The organism is Burkholderia pseudomultivorans, from assembly GCF_902499075.1.
Lineage (GTDB): Bacteria > Pseudomonadota > Gammaproteobacteria > Burkholderiales > Burkholderiaceae > Burkholderia > Burkholderia pseudomultivorans.
On sequence record NZ_CABVPP010000042.1, the window covers coordinates 21699 to 38877 of the forward strand.

The following is a 17179-nucleotide window of genomic DNA, read 5'->3' on the forward strand; positions in this document are numbered from 1 at the left end:
GGCGTCTAATCTGGTGAACAAACTCTGGTGAACGAATACAACGAGCGGAGTACCTGGCGGCGGATGCGCGCCTTGCTGTCGATCAACGATCCCCGCTGGGGACGCGGCGAAGGCAATGGCAACGGCAAGGACGGATCCCGTCCCCGCGCGAACGAATCGAAGCGTCCGCCCGGCGGCGACGGCGACGGTCCGCCCGATCTCGACGAGATGTGGCGCAACTTCAACCGGCGCCTGAGCGGCCTGTTCGGCGGCAAGGGCGGCAACGGTTTCCGTCCGGACAACGGCCGCGCCGCGCGGATCGGCGTCGGCATCGTGATCGGCGTGCTGATCGCGGTCTATGCCGGTAGCGGGCTGTTTGTCGTACAGGAAGGCCAGACCGGCGTCGTGCTGCAGTTCGGCAAGCTCGACGGCACCGTCGGCCAGGGCGTGCACTGGCGCGCGCCGTATCCGTTCGCGTCGCACGAGATCGTCGACACGACGCAGGTCCGCTCGATCGAGATCGGCCGCAACAACGTCGTGCGGCTCGCGAACGTGAAGGAATCGGCGATGCTGACGCGCGATGCGGACATCGTCGACGTGCGCTTCATCGTCCAGTACCGGATCCGTTCCGCCACCGACTACCTGTTCCGCAGCGTCGATCCCGAGCGCAGCGTGTCGCAGGCCGCACAGGCGGCGGTGCGCGCGATCGTCGGCACGCGCAGCGCGGCCGACCTGCTGAACCAGGATCGCGACGCGATGCGCGAGCAGCTTGCCGCTGCGATCCAGCGCGACCTCGACCGCTACCAGTCGGGGCTCGAGGTGACGGCCGTCACGATGCAGAGCGTCGCGGCACCCGAACAGACGCAGGCGGCGTATGCCGAAGTGGCCAAGGCGCGCGACGAGCGCGAGGCCGCGAAGCGCGCCGCGCAGGCCTATGCGAACGATCTGCTGCCGAAGGCGCAGGGCGATGCCGCGAAGCTCATCGACGAGGCAAAGACCTACGCGGACCGTGTCGTCACGGAAGCCGAAGGCGACGCCGATCGCTTCAAGCAGGTCTATGCGCAGTATTCGAAGGCACCCGCGGTGATCCGCGAGCGGATGTATCTCCAGACGATGCAGGAAATCTACTCGAACACGACCAAGGTGTTCGTCGGCAACAAGGGGGGCAGCGTCGTGTACCTGCCGCTCGACAAGCTCGTCGAGCAGGGGCGGCAAAACGCCGCGGCATCGGCCGCCGCGGCACCGGCCGCCGGTGCGTCCGCGCCGGACGCCGGATCGGCGCCGGCAGCGGTGGCTGCGCCGGCGTCCGGCGCGGCTGCGAGCGCGGCGTCGGCAGTCGCGGCGCCAGCATCGGGCGGCGATGCGCTGCGATCGCGTGAAGGCTTTCGCAGCCGGTCGCGCGAAGACGATCTGAAGTAACGGGGAGCGCAGAACATGAACCGAATCATTGCGCTCGTCGTCGCGATCGTGATCGTTGCCTTCGCGGCGTCCTCGACGGTGCTGACCGTCGATCCGCGCCATGCGGCCGTGCTGTCGGGTCGCGACGGCGCGCAGCCGGAACTCGCGGGCCCCGGCGTCCATTTCAAGCTGCCGCCGCCGCTGCAGACGGCGACGCTGATCGACACGCGGCTGCAGTCGCTCGAGCCGGCCGATCCGCTGCAGCTCGCGACCCAGGACAAGCACGACCTGCTCGTCGCGTATGCGGTCAAGTACCGCGTCAGCGATCCGATGAAGTATTTTGCCGCCACCGGCGGCGACCCGGCGGTCGCCACCGATCGTCTGACCGGCGCGCTGAAGAGTGCGCTCGGCGACGCATTCGGCAAGCGCGCGCTCGACGATGCGCTCGGCAGCCAGCCGGCGATCGCCGATGCGGCGCGCGACGCGGCGCGTGCGAACGCGGCGGGGTTCGGCGTCGACGTGGTCGACGTCCAGCTCACGCGCGTCGACCTGCCGGCCGCGCAGACGGATGCCGTCTACCAGCGGATGATCGGCGCACTGCGCGACCAGGCCGCACAGGTGCGCGCCGAGGGCGCAGCCGACGTCGAGCAGATCAAGGCCGATGCCGAACGCGAGCAGCAGGCCGTGCTGGCGAACGCGTACAAGTCCGCGCAGACGATCAAGGGCGAGGGCGACGCGAAGGCCGCGACGATCGCCGCCGATGCGTTCGGCAAGGATCCGCAGTTCTACCAGTTCTATGCGAGCCTGCAGGCGTACCGGAACACGTTCAAGCGCAACGACGTCATCGTCGTCGACCCCGACAGCGAGTTCTTCCGCTTCATGCGCAGCCCGACGGGCGGTGCCGCCGCGCCGGCCGCACCCGCTTCCCGCAAACACTGACCTTGGGGCGCCGCGTCGAGCGGCGCCGTCGCTCGCATGGACCTGGCTGGCTCGTTGTTGCTCGCAGTAGCGCTGATGCTGATCATCGAGGGGGCGTTCCCCTTCGTGTTTCCTGTCGCCTGGCGCGACACGTTTCGTAGAATAGCGGAGCGGCCGCCGCATCATATCCGGATCGGCGGGCTGATCGTCATGGCGCTCGGGCTCGTGCTGCTGCTGCTCGCCACCTGATCCCGGACGGCGCACCCGCCGTCCGTCCCGCCCGATTCCGATTGCCGATTCATCTTGCGGCGCGCATGGCGCGCGCCGTTTCATGTCGTAGGACCGTACCGATGTCGACCTGGTTACTTCCCGAGAATATCGCCGACGTATTGCCGTCGGAAGCGCGCAAGATCGAGGAGCTGCGCCGCAGGCTGCTCGACCGCTTCCGGTCGTATGGCTACGAGATGGTGATGCCGCCGCTGCTCGAATATCTCGAGTCGCTGCTGACGAGCGGCGGCGCCGATCTGCGCCTGCGCACCTTCAAGCTGGTCGACCAGCTGTCGGGGCGCACGCTCGGCCTGCGCGCGGACATCACGCCGCAGGTCGCGCGCATCGATGCGCACCTGCTGAACCGTCAGGGCGTGACGCGCCTCTGCTATGCGGGCCACGTGATGCATACGCGTCCGCGCGGGCTGCATGCGACGCGCGAGCAGATCCAGATCGGCGCGGAAATCTACGGCCATGCCGGGCTCGAAGCCGACCTCGAGATCCAGCAGCTGATGCTCGACGCGCTGCATCTCGCCGGGCTGTCGCGCATCCGCCTCGACCTGTGTCATGCCGGCGTGCTCGCGGCGCTGCTCGCGCGCGACGCGCGGGCCGCGGAACGCGGCGAGGCGCTGTACGACGCGCTGTCGGGCAAGGATGTGCCGCTCCTGAACGAACTGACCGACGATCTCGGCGCCGACACGCGTGCCGCGCTGCGCGCGCTGCCGCACCTGTACGGCGATGCGAGCGTGCTCGACGAGGCGCGTACGCGGCTGCCGGTGCTGCCGGAGATCACGCGCGCGCTGGACGACCTCGCGCAGCTCGCGGCCCGGGCGAAGGGCGCCGAAGTGGCGATCGACCTGGCCGACCTGCGCGGCTACGCGTACCACAGCGGTGCGATGTTCACCGCGTACATCGACGGCGTGCCGAACGCGATCGCGCGCGGCGGCCGTTACGACCACGTCGGCCAGGCATATGGCCGGGCGCGCCCGGCGACGGGTTTCTCGCTCGACCTGCGCGAGCTTGCGCGGATTTCGCCGGTCGAGGCGCGCGGCACCGCGATCCTCGCGCCATGGGCGCAGGACGACGCGCTGCAGGCCGCCGTCGCCGCGCTGCGCGACGCGGGCGAGGTGGTGATCCAGGCGCTGCCGGGCCACGACCACGTGCTCGACGAGTTCGCCTGCGACCGTTCGCTCGTCGAGCGCAACGGCGCATGGGTGGTCGAGCCCCGTTAAACAGGCGTTCGCGGGCCGCGTTCGACGTGCATATCGTTGACGCGAAACGGAAAAATTCGGAATCGTCCGCGAACATAGGTAGAATACGTTTTTAACCAGCTAACGAATCAACATGTCTGCCAGCGCAGTGAATGTGACTCCCGGGCGCAACGTCGTCGTCGTGGGGACTCAATGGGGTGATGAAGGCAAGGGCAAGATCGTCGACTGGCTGACGGACCACGCTCAAGGCGTCGTGCGTTTCCAGGGCGGCCACAATGCCGGCCACACCCTCATCATCGGCGGCAAGAAGACGATCTTGCGCCTCATTCCGTCGGGCATCATGCGTGAAGGCGTCGCCTGCTTCATCGGCAACGGCGTCGTACTGTCCCCCGAAGCACTGTTCAAGGAAATCGGCGAGCTCGAAGAAGCCGGCGTGAACGTGCGCGACCGTCTGTTCATTTCCGAAGCCACGACGCTGATCCTGCCGTACCACATCGCGATCGACCAGGCGCGCGAAGCGCGCAAGGGCGCCGGCAAGATCGGCACGACCGGCCGCGGCATCGGCCCGGCGTACGAAGACAAGGTCGGCCGCCGCGCGCTGCGCGTGCAGGACCTGTTCGACGCGAAGACCTTCGCCGATCGCCTGCGCGAAAACCTCGATTTCCACAACTTCGTGCTGACCCAGTACCTGGGCGGCGCGGCCGTCGACTTCCAGGCCACGCTCGACACGATGCTCGGCTATGCCGATCGCCTGAAGCCGATGGTGGCCGACGTGTCGCGCCGTCTGTACGACGCGAACAATGCGGGCCAGAACCTGCTGTTCGAAGGCGCGCAGGGCACGCTGCTCGACATCGACCACGGCACCTATCCGTTCGTCACGTCGAGCAACTGCGTCGCCGGTGCGGCGTCCGCCGGCGCCGGCGTCGGTCCGCAGAAGCTCAACTACATCCTCGGCATCACGAAGGCGTATTGCACGCGCGTCGGCTCGGGCCCGTTTCCGAGCGAACTGTACGATGCGGACAACCCGAAGCGCCAGGATCAGGTCGGTGTCACGCTCGCGAACGTCGGCAAGGAATTCGGCTCGGTCACCGGCCGTCCGCGCCGTACCGGCTGGCTCGACGCGGCCGCGCTGCGCCGCTCGATCCAGATCAACGGCGTGTCGGGCCTGTGCATGACGAAGCTGGACGTGCTCGACGGCCTCGAAGAGGTCAAGCTGTGCGTCGGCTACAAGATCGACGGCAAGGACGTGGACATCCTGCCGCGCGGCGCGGCCGACGTGGCACGCTGCGAGCCCGTGTACGAAACGTTCTCCGGCTGGAAGGAAAGCACGGTCGGCATCAAGGCGTGGGACGCGCTGCCGGCCAATGCACAGGCTTACCTGGCCCGCGTCCAGGAAGTGGCCGGCGTGCCGATCGACATGGTGTCGACGGGCCCGGACCGCGACGAAACGATCCTGCTTCGCCATCCGTTCAAGGTGTAATTTCCAGATGACGCAGCAACATACGATGACGGCCGCCGATCTGATGACTGATCCGCGCAACGACGACAAGAACCTGTGGGTCGGCTGGGATGAATATCACCGGCTGATCGAACTGCTCGCGCTGCAGGTGCACGAATCCGGCTGGAAGTTCGACCAGATCCTGTGTCTCGCGCGCGGCGGCCTGCGTGTCGGCGATCAGCTCTCGCGCATCTACGACGTGCCGCTCGCGATCCTCGCGACGAGCTCGTACCGGGAAGCCGCCGGCCGCGAGCAGGGCGAACTCGATATCGCGCAGTACATCACGATGACGCGCGGCAATCTTGCGGGCAACGTGCTGCTGGTCGACGATCTGGTCGATTCCGGCGTCACGCTCGCACGCGTGCAGGAGCACCTGAAGGAGCGTTATCCGGCCGTCACGGCGGTGCGCTCGGCCGTGCTCTGGTACAAGGGCTGCTCGAAGGTCAAGCCCGACTACCACACGCAGTTCCTGCCGACGAATCCGTGGATCCATCAGCCGTTCGAGGAGTGGGACACGGTGCGCCCGCACAACCTCGAGGCGTGGATCAAGCGCGGTCGCGCGCAGCGCGACGGTTCGGGCGCATAAAGCGCCTCGTATCGTCGAAGAAAGCCTTGCACGGCGCCGCTTGCGGCGCCGTTTTCATTGGCGGTCACGCCGGCGGCAGGGCGGCCCGATAGGCAGACGGCACGGCCCCGGCTATGATGGCAGGCCTGCCACAGCTCGCGGCGCATTGCATCCGCGGCATGGATCACGTGGCTTCGCGGCAACAGCGCAGGACGGCTTTTCGTGGGTGCGCGGGTAGAATAGCGCTCGTTTTGTCCGAATCCGGACCCGATTATTACGCTTCATATGAACGACACGATCCACTCGACCGACGCAGCAGCCCACGCGCCGCATTCGGCGCATCAACACTCGCTGCGGGCGCTCGCGATAGCGGCCATCGGCGTGGTGTTCGGCGACATCGGTACGAGCCCGCTGTATTCGCTCAAGGAAGCGTTCAGTCCGGCGCACGGCATTCCGCTGACCGAATCCTCGATTCTCGGCGTGATCTCGCTGCTGTTCTGGGCCATCGTCCTGGTGGTCGGCGTCAAATACCTGCTGTTCGTGATGCGCGCCGACAACAACGGCGAGGGCGGCGTGCTCGCGCTGATGGCGCTGTCGCTGCGGCCGCTCAATTCGAAGGGCCGCGTCGCGGGCGCGCTGATGGCGCTCGGAATCTTCGGCGCGTGCATGTTCTACGGCGACGCGGTGATCACGCCGGCGATCTCGGTGATGTCGGCGGTCGAAGGGCTCGAGATCGCCGCGCCGCAACTGACCCATCTCGTGCTGCCGATCACGATCGTGATCCTGATCGCGCTGTTCTGGATCCAGCGCCACGGCACCGCGACGGTCGGCAAGCTGTTCGGCCCGATCATGGTGCTGTGGTTCGTCGCGATCGCGGCGCTCGGCGTATATCACATCGTGCGCGTGCCGGGCATCATCGCGGCGATCAACCCGTATTACGCCGCGTCGTTCATGGCCGATCACCTGCTGCAGGCCTACGTCGTGCTCGGCTCGGTCGTGCTGGTGCTGACCGGCGCCGAAGCGCTCTACGCGGACATGGGTCACTTCGGCGCGAAGCCGATCCGCATCGCCGCGTACGGGCTCGTGATGCCGTCGCTGGTGCTGAACTACTTCGGCCAGGGCGCGCTGCTGATCCAGAACCCGAAGGCGATCGAGAACCCGTTCTTCCTGCTGGCGCCGGAATGGGCGCTGCTGCCGCTCGTGATCCTGTCGACGGTCGCCACCGTGATCGCGTCGCAGGCGGTGATCTCGGGCGCGTATTCGCTGACCTCGCAGGCGATCCAGCTCGGCTACGTGCCGCGCATGAAAGTGCTGCACACGTCCGAACTGGCGATCGGCCAGATCTACGTGCCGGTCGTGAACTGGCTGCTGCTGTTCGTGATCCTCTGCATCGTGATCGGCTTCAAGAGCTCCGACAACCTCGCGGCCGCATACGGCATCGCGGTGACGGCGACGATGGTGATCACGACCGTGCTCGCTTGCGTCGTGATGGTGAAGGTGTGGAACTGGAACCGGCTGCTGGTCGGCGCGATCATCGCCGTCTTCCTGACGATCGATCTCGGCTTTTTCGGCGCGAACCTGCTGAAGGTCGCGCAGGGCGGCTGGCTGCCGCTCGGCATCGGCGCGCTGCTGTTCTTCCTGCTGATGACCTGGTACAAGGGGCGGCACATCGTCAAGGAGCGCACCGCGGCCGACGGTATTCCGCTGGAGCCGTTCCTGCAGGGGCTGCTCGCGCACCCGCCGCACCGCGTGTCGGGCACCGCGATCTACCTGACCGGCAACGACAAGCTCGTGCCCGTCAGCCTGCTGCACAACCTGAAGCACAACAAGGTGCTGCACGAGCGCACGCTGTTCATGACCTTCGTCACGCGCGACATTCCGTATGTGCGCGACGACAAGCGGCTGAGCGCGCGCGATGCGGGCGGCGGCCTGTACATCGTGAAGGCCGAATACGGCTTCAACGAGACGCCGGACGTGAAGGCCGTGCTCGAGGAGTTCGGCCGCACGCACGACATGACCTTCGAGCTGATGGACACGTCGTTCTTCCTCGCGCGCGAAACGGTCGTGCCGACCCAGCTGCCCGGCATGTCGATCTGGCGCGAGCGCGTGTTCGCTTGGATGCACCAGAATGCCGCGAAGCCGACCGATTTCTTCGCGATTCCGGCGAACCGCGTCGTCGAGCTCGGCACGAAGATCGAGATCTGAGCGCCGTCCGCGGGCCGGGCTGACGTGCCGGCCGGCGCGTCGGTTCGGCGGTGTGTCCCTTTCCCGCCTTCCCCGATTCCGCCGCAGCAGTAAAAAAGCCCGCCGGACGGCGGGCTTTGCGTTTGAGGGCGACCTGCGCCGGCTCAGCGCTGCTTGAGCTTCGCGAACGCCGCGGCCATCGCGCCGGCCGGCTCCGGCTCGCGCGAACGCGTCGGGCGGGCTGCACCGCGCGCGGCATTGCCGCGATCCTGGCCGCCGCGCGACGACAATGCGCCGGGCGCCGCGTCGTCGTCGAGGCGCATCGTCAGCGAAATGCGCTGGCGCTTCACGTCGACGTCGAGCACCTTGACCTTGACCACCTGGCCGGCCTTTACGACTTCGTGCGGATCCTTGATGAACTTCGTCGACATCGCGGACACGTGGACGAGGCCGTCCTGGTGGACGCCGACATCCACGAACGCGCCGAATGCCGCGACGTTCGTCACGACGCCTTCGAGCGTCATGCCCGGCACCAGATCCGACACCTTCTCGACGCCTTCGCGGAACGTCGCGGTCTTGAATTCGGGGCGCGGATCGCGGCCCGGCTTTTCCAGTTCGGACAGGATGTCGCGCACGGTCGGCAGCCCGAAGCGCTCGTCGACGAACTCGCTCGGCGACAAGCCCGACAGCGCGTCGCGATTGCCGAGCACGTCGTCGATGCGCTTGCTGATTTTGGCCAGCATTCGTTCGACGACCGGATAGGCTTCCGGGTGCACCGACGAACGGTCGAGCGGATTTTCGCCGCCGTTGATGCGCAGGAAGCCGGCTGCCTGTTCGAAGGTCTTGTCGCCGAGGCGCGGCACCTTGCGCAGGTGCTCGCGCGACGGGAACGGGCCGTTCGCGTCGCGGTAGTCGACGATGTTGCGCGCGAGCGTCGCGTTCAGCCCCGACACGCGCGCGAGCAGCGCGGCGGACGCGGTGTTCGCGTCGACGCCGACCGCGTTCACGCAGTCCTCGACGACCGCGTCGAGCGAGCGGGCCAGTTCGCGCTGGTTCACGTCGTGCTGGTACTGGCCGACGCCGATCGCCTTCGGCTCGATCTTCACGAGCTCGGCGAGCGGATCCTGCAGGCGGCGCGCGATCGACACGGCGCCGCGCAGCGACACGTCCATGTCGGGGAATTCCTTTGCCGCGAGTTCGGACGCCGAATAGACCGACGCGCCGGCTTCGGACACGACGATCTTCTGCAGGCGCAGTTCGGGGTGCTTCGCGATCAGCTCGCTCGCGAGCTTGTCGGTTTCACGCGACGCGGTGCCGTTGCCGATGCTGATCAGCTCGGCCTGCGTCTGCGCGGCGAGGCGCGCGAGCTTCGCGATCGAGCCGTCCCAGTCGCGGCGCGGCTCGTGCGGGTAGATCGTGTCGGTCGCGAGCACCTTGCCGGTGCGGTCGACGACCGCGACCTTCACGCCCGTGCGCAGGCCGGGGTCGAGACCGATCACGGCCTTCGGGCCGGCCGGGGCCGCGAGCAGCAGGTCCTTCAGGTTGCGCGCGAACACGCGGATCGCTTCGGCTTCGGCGGTTTCGCGTAGCTGCGTGAGCAGTTCGTTCTCGATATGCGGCTGCACCTTCACGCGCCAGCACCAGCGGCATACGTCGGACAGCCACTTGTCGGCCGGGCGATTCTGGTTCGCGATGCCGAAATGGCGCGCGATCATCGCTTCGCCCGGATGCGGCACCTGCGCGTCCAGTTCTTCGCCGAGGCCGAGCTTGATCGTCAGCACGCCGGCGTTGCGGGCGCGGAACAGCGCGAGCGCGCGGTGCGACGGCACGGTTTTCAACGTTTCCGCGTAATCGTAGTAGTCGCGGAATTTCTCGCCTTCCTCGTTTTCCTTGCCCTCGACGACCGTCGACGACACGACGCCCTGGTTGCTCAGGTAGTCGCGCAGCTTGCCCAGCAACTCGGCCGTCTCGCCGAACTGCTCGGACAGGATGTCGCGCGCGCCGTCGAGCGCGGCCTTCACGTCGGCGACGCCCTTGTCGGCGTCGACGTACGCGGCGGCCTCGACCTGCGGGTCGAGCAGCGGGTTCGCGAGCAGCGCCTGCGCGAGCGGCTCGAGGCCGGCCTCGCGGGCGATCTGCGCGCGCGTGCGGCGCTTCGGCTTGTACGGCAGATAAAGGTCTTCGAGCACCTGTTTGCTGTCGGCCGCGTCGATCGCGGCGCGCAGCTCGTCGGTCAGCTTGCCCTGTTCGTCGATGCTCGACAGGATCGCCGCGCGGCGATCCTCGAGTTCGCGCAGATACAGGAGGCGTTCTTCGAGCTGGCGCAGTTGCGTGTCGTCCAGGTTGCCGGTGACTTCCTTGCGATACCGGGCAATGAACGGAACGGTCGAGCCTTCGTCGAGGAGTTGCACCGCTGCCGCGACCTGGCGCGGCTGGACGGACAGTTCGGTGGCGATGCGCTGTACGATCTTGAGTGCTACGGTTTCCGTCATGTCGTTGATGAGCTTCTGCCTGCTGAAATCGCGGCGCGGGCCGGCATGCCCGGCGCGGCGGGCTGCATGGCGGGCCCGCCGGACCTGATGCCGCGGGTGGGTGAAGCGGGGCATTTTGCCATAAATGGCGGAGCGCCCAGCCGGCGGTGATAGAATTTGACACATGTCCCGCAGCTTTCCTACGACGTTGCCAACTTCCCGCTTTTCTCTCGTCGCGCTCGGCGCAGCGCTTGCCGCGGCTTTGTCCGTCGGGCCGTCCGGCGCGTACGCGCAGGCCTCGGCCGTCACCGCGCCGGACGCCGCTGCGTCGTCGCCCGTCGCGGCCGGTCCCGCGCAGGATTTTGACGCCCGTCAAAAAGTGCTCAATCAACGCTCCGCAGAAAACGATTATCGTTATGCCGTGGCCGAGCACGATTGCTACAGCAAGTTTTTCGTCAATCACTGTCTCGACAATGCACGCGACCGGATGCGCGAGGAGCGGGCGAGCATCCACCAGGAGCAACTCGCGCTCGACGACGAGCAGCGTGCGGTGCGCGCGCAGCAGCGCGATCAGCAGATTGCGCTGAAGCAGGCGCAGAACGCAGCGGAAGCGCCGCAGCGCGCGGCGACCGACGCGGCCAATGCGGCGGCGTTCCGCGACAAGCAGGAGCAGAATGCACTGAAGCAGGCGCAGCGCGGCGCGGAAGGGCCGCAGCGTGCGGCGAACAAGCAGGCGTACGACCAGAAGCAGGCCGATTTCCAGCGCAAGCTCGACCAGGCGCACCAGCAGGCGGCGCAGAAGGCGCAGGAGCGGGCGGACAACGCCGCGCGCTACGAGCAGAAGCAGAAGGAGGCCGCGCAGCACAAGGCCGACGTCGAGCGGCGTCAGCAGGAAGCGGCCGAGAAGGCCAAACAGCAGCAACAGCAGGGGCAGTAACGTGTTGGATTGATCCGGAATCAGTCTCGTGCGCGTCGGCACGCCAGTCGGCGCGCCGCTTCGATGAGGAGGCAGGTATGCAAAACCGTCACACGGAACAGCAGCAGGAATTGCACAACCGTTTGGCTGCATTGCAGGAGCAGCACCAGCAGCTCGCTCGGGAGATCGAGCTGAAGGAAGGGCACTCCGACATCGACGACATCACGCTGCACCGGCTGAAGAAGGAAAAGCTGGCGGCCAAGGACAAAATCATTTTGCTGCAATCGCAGCTCGAACCGGATAAGCGCGCCTGAGCGCGGCCTGGCAAGCGCCGGCGCCGCCCGGGCGCAGGACACAGGAACGCTTGCCTTGAATTCACCGCTTGAAGCCACCCCCGATGCCCGGCGTGACGCGTCGTCCGCCGGGCGCGTTCGTGCGCCCGAAGGCACCTTCGAGCTGAGCCGCAAGCGCGTCGACGAACTCGACACGATCTTCGGCGAAGGCGGGTTGCTCGCGCGCGCGCTCGACGGCTATCGGCCCCGGACGTCGCAGATCGAGATGGCGCGCGCCGTCGCGTCCGCAATGGAGGCGTCCGCGCGCCGGATGCCCGAGCCCGAGATCTTCGAAACCCGCAAACGGCCCGCGCGCCGCCTCGGCGAAGGCGACAAAACCGCCGAGCCGGGCGCGGACGCCGCCGCGGCGGCCGAGTCCGACGGCGACGCGGGCGACAACACGCTGATCGTCGAGGCCGGCACGGGTACCGGCAAGACCTACGCGTATCTGGTGCCCGCGATGCTGTGGGGCGGCAAGGTGATCGTGTCGACCGGCACGAAACACCTGCAGGACCAGTTGTTCCAGCGCGATATCCCGACCGTGCGCAATGCGCTCGCGGTGCCCGTGACGGTCGCGATGCTCAAGGGGCGCGCGAACTATCTGTGCCATTACTACCTGCAGCGCACGGCCGACAACGGTCGCCTGCCGTCGCGGCAGGACACGGCCTATCTGCAGGAAATCATCCGCTTCGCGAAGATCACGAAGAGCGGCGACAAGGCCGAGCTGGCCAGCGTGCCGGAAACGGCGCCCGTATGGTCGATGGTCACGTCCACGCGCGACAACTGCCTCGGCCAGGAATGCCCGCATTACAAGGAGTGCTTCGTGATGCAGGCGCGGCGCGAGGCGCAGCAGGCCGACGTCGTGGTCGTCAACCATCACCTGTTCTTCGCGGACATCATGCTGCGCGATACCGGGATGGCCGAGCTGCTGCCGAATGCGAACACGGTGATCTTCGACGAGGCGCACCAGTTGCCGGAGACGGCGACGCTGTTCTTCGGCGAAACGCTGTCGACGACGCAGATCCTCGAACTGGCCCGCGACACGGTGGCCGAGGGCCTCAGCCACGCGCGCGATGCGGTCGAATGGGTGAAGCTCGGCGGCGAACTCGAACGCGCGGCGCGCGACCTGCGTCTCGCGTTCGCGAACGACCAGATCGTGCGCATGTCGCTCGCGCAGCTCGGCGACGATCATCCGATGTTCGGTGCGCTCGATGCGCTCGAGGCGGCGCTGGACGCGCTCGCGTCGGCGCTGGCGAGCCAGGCCGAGCGTGCGGAATCGCTCGGTGCGTGCCTGCGGCGCGCGCGCGAACTGCAGGATCTGCTCGCGGGCTGGGTCGCGCCCGGCGCTGCCGAAGCGGCCGCGCAAGCCGACGCGTCGGTGGCCGACGGTGCGGCGGCCGACGGCGATCCGAACGAGAAGGTGCGCTGGGTCGAGGTGTTCGCGCATACGGTCCAGCTGCACGAGACGCCGCTGTCGGTCGCGCCGATCTTCGCGAAGCAGCGCGCGGGCGTGCCGCGCGCATGGATCTTCACGTCGGCGACCTTGTCGGTGCGCGGCGACTTCACGCACTACGCGGCGCAGATGGGCCTCAGCTCGCGGCGCTCGATGACGCTCGCGAGCCCGTTCGACTATCCGTCGCAGGGGCTGCTGTACGTGCCGCGCAACCTGCCGCAGCCGTCGTCGCCGGCATTTACCGACGCGGTGTTCGATGCCGCGCTGCCGGCGATCGAGGCGTCGGGCGGCGGTGTGTTCATGCTGTGCACGACACTGCGCGCGGTCGACCGCATCGCGTCGAAGCTGCGCGACGTGATCGAGGCGCGCGGCTGGAACACGCCGCTGCTCGTGCAGGGCGATGCGAGCCGTACCGAACTGCTCGATCGGTTTCGCGCGTATGGCAACGCGATCCTGGTCGGCAGCCAGAGCTTCTGGGAAGGCGTCGACGTGCGCGGCGACGCGCTGTCGCTGGTCGTGATCGACAAGCTGCCGTTCGCGCCGCCGGACGATCCGGTACTGGCCGCGCGGCTCGATGCGCTGACGAAGAAGGGGCTGAGCCCGTTTGCCGTGCATCAGCTGCCGCAGGCGGTGATCACGCTGAAGCAGGGCGCGGGGCGGCTGATCCGCGCGGAGACCGATCGCGGCGTGCTGATGATCTGCGACACGCGGCTCGTCGACAAGCCTTACGGGCGCCGCATCTGGCAAAGCCTGCCGCCGTTCAAGCGCACGCGCGAGATTGCGGTCGTGCAGGACTTCTTCGACGAGCATCGCGCCGGCAATCGCGCGTGACGGCGCGCGGCGGCCGCCGCGCTGTCTGTCGCCGGCGGCGGTCGATGCGATGGCAACCGATGGCAATAAAAAACCCGGCTCGCAGGCCGGGTTTTTTATTGGCGCGGGCGTTGCCGCATGCAGCGTCGCTCAGAACTGCCACCACGACTTCTTCGTGCCGGGGCGTGCATGGCCCGTGATATACGGGCTGTCCGGGAACGTGCCCGCGAGCACGCGCTTGGTGTCTTCGGCGAGTTCCGGCTGGTTCAGTTTGCCGTACGACAGGATCATGATGTGCAGCGCATCCTCGATCGCCGGCGCGCCCTTGTAATCCTTGATCGCGAGCTGCGCGCGGTTGATCGCGGCGACATACGCGCCGCGCCGGTAGTAGTAGTCGGCCGCATGCACCTCGTGCGACGCGAGCGCGTTGACGATGTAGCGCATCCGCGCCGCGGCGTCGGGTGCGTATTTGCTCTTCGGATAGCGATCGACGACGACCTTGAACGCGTCGTACGATTCGCGCAGCGCCTGCGGATCGCGCTCGCTCATGTCCTGGCCCGAGAAGCGGCCGAACAGCCCGAGATCGTCGTTGAAGTGGATCATCCCCTTCAGGTAGTACGCGTACGGGATATCGGGGTGATCCGGGTGGAGCTGGATGAAGCGGTCGACGGCCTGGTCGGCGGCGGCCGCTTCGTTGTCCTTCCAGTTGCAGTACGCGACGTTGATCTGCGCCTGCTGCGCGAAATGACCGAACGGATCGCGGCCCTGCAGCGCTTCGAAATATTTCGCGCACTTGCCCCAGTCGCCGCCGGACAGCGCGTCCTGGGCCTCTGAGTATAATTTGTTGTTCGACCAGGTAGCCGTCTCGTCCTGCTTCTGCGGCAAGCCGTGGCAGCCGGCGATGAGGGCCGCGGCCGCTACCGCCGCAGCCCGGGCGGCGACGGTTCTGGCCGTGCGTTTGGTCGAATTCATCATGCTCGCATGTCCTAGCTTCAAGTCTCGGTGACCCAGTCTAAATGACCCGTTCAAGTTCGCAGAATGCCCCGCAGGGCAAGCCAAATCGCGAAGATTATAGCCCAAGCGATCGGCCCGCCGACGTTGCCTCCGGGGATTCCCTCGACGACGATCTGACCGGCGACGCGTTGCAGCCGCCCGGCGTGCCGTCCGCGGCCGGCGACGACGCGCCGCGCGTCGTCGAAGTGCCCGTGTCGCTCGCCGGCGAACGACTCGACAAGGCGCTTGCCCAGTTGTTCCCCGAATTCTCCCGCAGCCGGCTGCAGAGCTGGATCGATGCGCAGCGCGTGCGCGTCGACGGCGCACCGGCGAAGATCCGCCAGCCGGTGCCGCTCGGCGCGACCATCGAGCTGGTGCCCGATCTGCTGCCCGAACAGCTTGCGTTCACACCCGAGCCGGTGCCGCTCGACGTCGTCTACGAGGACGACGCGCTCGTCGTCATCAACAAGCCGGCCGGCCTCGTCGTGCATCCGGCCGCCGGCAACTGGAGCGGCACGATCCTCAACGGGCTGCTGCATCGCTACGGCGACGCGGCGGCCGGCCTGCCGCGCGCGGGGATCGTTCACCGGCTCGACAAGGAAACCTCGGGCCTGATGGTGGTCGCGCGCACGCTCGCCGCGCAGACCGATCTCGTGCGCCAGCTGCAGGCGCGCACGGTCAAGCGCCGCTATTTCGCGCTCGTGTGGGGCATGATGCCCGAGGACGGCACGATCGACGCGCCGATCGGCCGCGATCCGCGCGAACGCACGCGCATGGCCGTCGTCACCGGCGCGTCGGGCAAGCCCGCGCGCACGCATTTCCGCACGGTTGACACATGCGTGTGGCAACGTCAGCCGGTGTCCGCGATCCAGTGCGATCTCGAAACCGGCCGCACGCACCAGATCCGCGTGCATTGCTCGCATGTCGGGCATCCGCTGCTGGGCGACCCCGTGTACGGCCGCGCGCGCGGCAAGCGCTCGGTCGCGGCGCTGCCGGACGGTTTCGCGCGGCAGGCGCTGCATGCGTGGCGGCTGGGCCTGATCCATCCGGTCACGGGCAAGGCGATGCAGTGGCGCTGTCCGTTGCCGGACGACATGAACGCGCTCGTCGAGGCGCTCGGCTTCGGGCGGAACGACGAGGATTTCGATGACGATGACGGTGGCTATGACGACGATTTTGGCGGCGAATACCACGACGATGGGTCGTACGCGGACGACGAGGAGGATTGAGTGCCGATGACGAAGCCGAGCCCGCTGACCTGGCAGGATTGCGTGCAGCCCGACTGGCAGGTGTCGCCGCGCGTGCGCGCATTGATCACGACGCGCAACGGCGGCGTCAGCGAGGGCCCTTACGGGCGCTGGCAGGAAGGCGCAGCGTGGCCGGGCGGGATGAATCTCGGCCTGCATACGGGCGACGAGCCGGCGCATGTCGCCGAGAACCGTGCGCGGCTGCTCGCGCTGGTCGGCCAGCCGAACGCGGCGTGGCTCGAGCAGGTTCACGGCGCGCAGATCGTGCGTGCGGACGAAGTCATTGCGGCGGCGTCTGCCGTCACGGCGCCGGTGCAGGCCGACGCGAGCGTGACCGACCGGGCGGATGCCGTCTGTGTCGTGATGGTCGCCGATTGCCTGCCGGTGCTGCTCTGCGATGCGCAGGGGCGCGCGGTGGGCGCGGCGCATGCGGGCTGGCGCGGGCTCGCGGCCGGTATCGTCGAGCAGACCGCGGCACGCGTCGCGACGCTCGCGGGCGGCGACGCGCGCGAGCTGCATGCGTTCCTCGGGCCGGCGATCGGCCCGCAGGCGTTCGAGGTCGGCGCGGACGTGCGCGACGCATTTCTCGACACAGCCCCGCAGTCGGAGCATGATGAAACCCGGCGTGCGTTCGTCGCGATCGACGGCGCGCCCGGCAAGTTTCTCGCCGATCTGTATGCGCTCGCGCGCCTGCGCCTTGCCCGCGCCGGCGTCGCGCACGTGAGCGGCGGGACTGCCTGCACGGTCGCCGAACGCGAGCGGTACTACTCGTACCGGCGCGATCGCGTCACGGGCCGCATGGCCGCGGCGATCTGGCTGGCCGATTGACCGCATCGCGCATGCGGGCGCATTTTGCTGCGTTGCGAAATCGGGTTATCTCGATATTGATGCGACACGGCGGCGTCGTATGCGCGAGCGAATGAAAAATCGCGGAGTC

Annotated in this window: 14 protein-coding genes; 12 read left to right on the forward strand and 2 right to left on the reverse strand. The window is 67.8% G+C overall.

Annotated elements, in window-relative coordinates:
• Nucleotides 1–27 precede the first annotated feature (27 nt).
• From hflK to BST28156_RS23650, 7 genes are all read left to right on the forward strand, one after another.
• A complete protein-coding gene (hflK, locus tag BST28156_RS23620) occupies nt 28–1398 on the forward strand; it encodes an FtsH protease activity modulator HflK (RefSeq protein WP_174903477.1) in 1371 nt (456 codons plus the stop codon).
• Between the two features lie 15 nt (nt 1399–1413).
• Entirely contained in the window at nt 1414–2316 is a 903-nt protein-coding gene (gene hflC, locus BST28156_RS23625; protein ID WP_174903478.1) for a protease modulator HflC, read from the forward strand.
• Nucleotides 2317–2352: 36 nt separating this feature from the next.
• The gene (locus tag BST28156_RS23630; RefSeq protein ID WP_009687995.1) at nt 2353–2544 is read left to right on the forward strand and encodes a DUF2065 domain-containing protein; all 192 of its coding nucleotides are present in this window, start codon (nt 2353–2355) and stop codon (nt 2542–2544) included.
• Nucleotides 2545–2645: 101 nt separating this feature from the next.
• Nucleotides 2646–3794: an ATP phosphoribosyltransferase regulatory subunit gene (locus BST28156_RS23635; protein ID WP_174903479.1), complete on the forward strand. Its 1149-nt coding sequence runs from the start codon at nt 2646–2648 to the stop codon at nt 3792–3794.
• Nucleotides 3795–3906: 112 nt separating this feature from the next.
• Nucleotides 3907–5253 (forward strand): adenylosuccinate synthase, encoded by a 1347-nt coding sequence (locus BST28156_RS23640; RefSeq protein ID WP_060239318.1) that lies wholly within the window; start codon nt 3907–3909, stop codon nt 5251–5253.
• A gap of 7 nt (nt 5254–5260) precedes the next feature.
• On the forward strand, nt 5261–5857 hold the full coding sequence (locus BST28156_RS23645) for a phosphoribosyltransferase (RefSeq protein ID WP_009687992.1): 597 nt from the start codon (nt 5261–5263) through the stop codon (nt 5855–5857).
• 264 nt (nt 5858–6121) lie between these two features.
• Nucleotides 6122–8041, forward strand: coding sequence for a potassium transporter Kup (locus BST28156_RS23650; RefSeq protein WP_060239314.1), 1920 nt, complete (start codon nt 6122–6124; stop codon nt 8039–8041).
• A 143-nt stretch (nt 8042–8184) separates the two neighbouring features.
• On the opposite strand, the gene BST28156_RS23655 is transcribed toward BST28156_RS23650, so the two are convergent.
• Nucleotides 8185–10512, reverse strand: coding sequence for a Tex family protein (locus BST28156_RS23655; protein ID WP_174903480.1), 2328 nt, complete (start codon nt 10510–10512; stop codon nt 8185–8187).
• A gap of 163 nt (nt 10513–10675) precedes the next feature.
• Here BST28156_RS23655 and BST28156_RS23660 point away from each other — a divergent pair, with 163 nt between their 5' ends.
• From BST28156_RS23660 to yoaA, 3 genes are all read left to right on the forward strand, one after another.
• The gene (locus BST28156_RS23660; RefSeq protein ID WP_174903481.1) at nt 10676–11428 is read left to right on the forward strand and encodes a hypothetical protein; all 753 of its coding nucleotides are present in this window, start codon (nt 10676–10678) and stop codon (nt 11426–11428) included.
• A gap of 77 nt (nt 11429–11505) precedes the next feature.
• Complete coding sequence (locus tag BST28156_RS23665) at nt 11506–11721, forward strand: HP1242/YdcH family protein (protein WP_006478692.1); 216 nt, start codon at nt 11506–11508, stop codon at nt 11719–11721.
• Nucleotides 11722–11776: 55 nt separating this feature from the next.
• The gene (gene yoaA / locus BST28156_RS23670) at nt 11777–14023 is read left to right on the forward strand and encodes a DNA repair helicase YoaA (RefSeq protein ID WP_174903482.1); all 2247 of its coding nucleotides are present in this window, start codon (nt 11777–11779) and stop codon (nt 14021–14023) included.
• A 129-nt stretch (nt 14024–14152) separates the two neighbouring features.
• On the opposite strand, the gene BST28156_RS23675 is transcribed toward yoaA, so the two are convergent.
• Complete coding sequence (locus BST28156_RS23675; protein WP_060239305.1) at nt 14153–14977, reverse strand: outer membrane protein assembly factor BamD; 825 nt, start codon at nt 14975–14977, stop codon at nt 14153–14155.
• A gap of 41 nt (nt 14978–15018) precedes the next feature.
• Here BST28156_RS23675 and BST28156_RS23680 point away from each other — a divergent pair, with 41 nt between their 5' ends.
• Together BST28156_RS23680 and pgeF are read left to right on the forward strand one after the other, a co-directional pair.
• Complete coding sequence (locus BST28156_RS23680; protein ID WP_174903483.1) at nt 15019–16224, forward strand: RluA family pseudouridine synthase; 1206 nt, start codon at nt 15019–15021, stop codon at nt 16222–16224.
• A 6-nt stretch (nt 16225–16230) separates the two neighbouring features.
• Nucleotides 16231–17070, forward strand: a complete 840-nt coding sequence (gene pgeF, locus BST28156_RS23685) for a peptidoglycan editing factor PgeF (RefSeq protein ID WP_174903484.1) — start codon at nt 16231–16233, stop codon at nt 17068–17070.
• The last annotated feature ends 109 nt before the right edge of the window (nt 17071–17179 follow it).